Below are 461 nucleotides of genomic sequence, written 5' to 3'. Positions count from 1 at the left end.
GGGCTCGTGTAGTGCCCTCCTTGATCTGAATGGATGAATGCGTCCTTGTCCAAGCGAATCCTCCGGTTCTTCCGTAAACGCTTCAACGTGTCCAATACAATGTCGAGATTGATGTTCTCAGAGAGTTGATGCGCCAATACCTCATTGGTCGAACCATCCACGATGGTCGAAAGATAGGCCCGCTTACCGTTCCCGTAAAATATGTAGGTGATATCGGTGAGAAGCACCTTATAGGGCGTGCCCTGTTTGAACTCGCGTTTGAGGTGGTTCGGCACCACCCGGTGCTCGGCGGTCGCCTTAATGAGCCGTTTGTATGGTTTCGCCTTACGGATTGGACACACGATGTTGTATTTCCGCATGATACGTCGGATGCACTTCAGGTTCATCGTCACACCGAAATGACCAGACAGCACCATCTTGATCTGCCTAGCACCCTTCTTGCGCTTCTTGAAGTGGAACGC

Annotated in this window: 1 protein-coding gene; it reads right to left on the bottom strand. The window is 51.4% G+C overall.

The genetic code is table 11. The features are described 5' to 3' along the window. Positions 1-461: DDE-type integrase/transposase/recombinase (locus KNP76_RS15670; RefSeq protein ID WP_214845051.1), on the bottom strand; the 461-nt coding region annotated here is incomplete at both ends.

The organism is Exiguobacterium sp. s150 (assembly GCF_018618435.1).
GTDB classification, from domain to species: Bacteria; Bacillota; Bacilli; order Exiguobacteriales; family Exiguobacteriaceae; genus Exiguobacterium; species Exiguobacterium alkaliphilum.
Note: the sequence above shows the minus strand (reverse complement) of the source record. Positions and strands in the feature narration are given on the sequence as shown.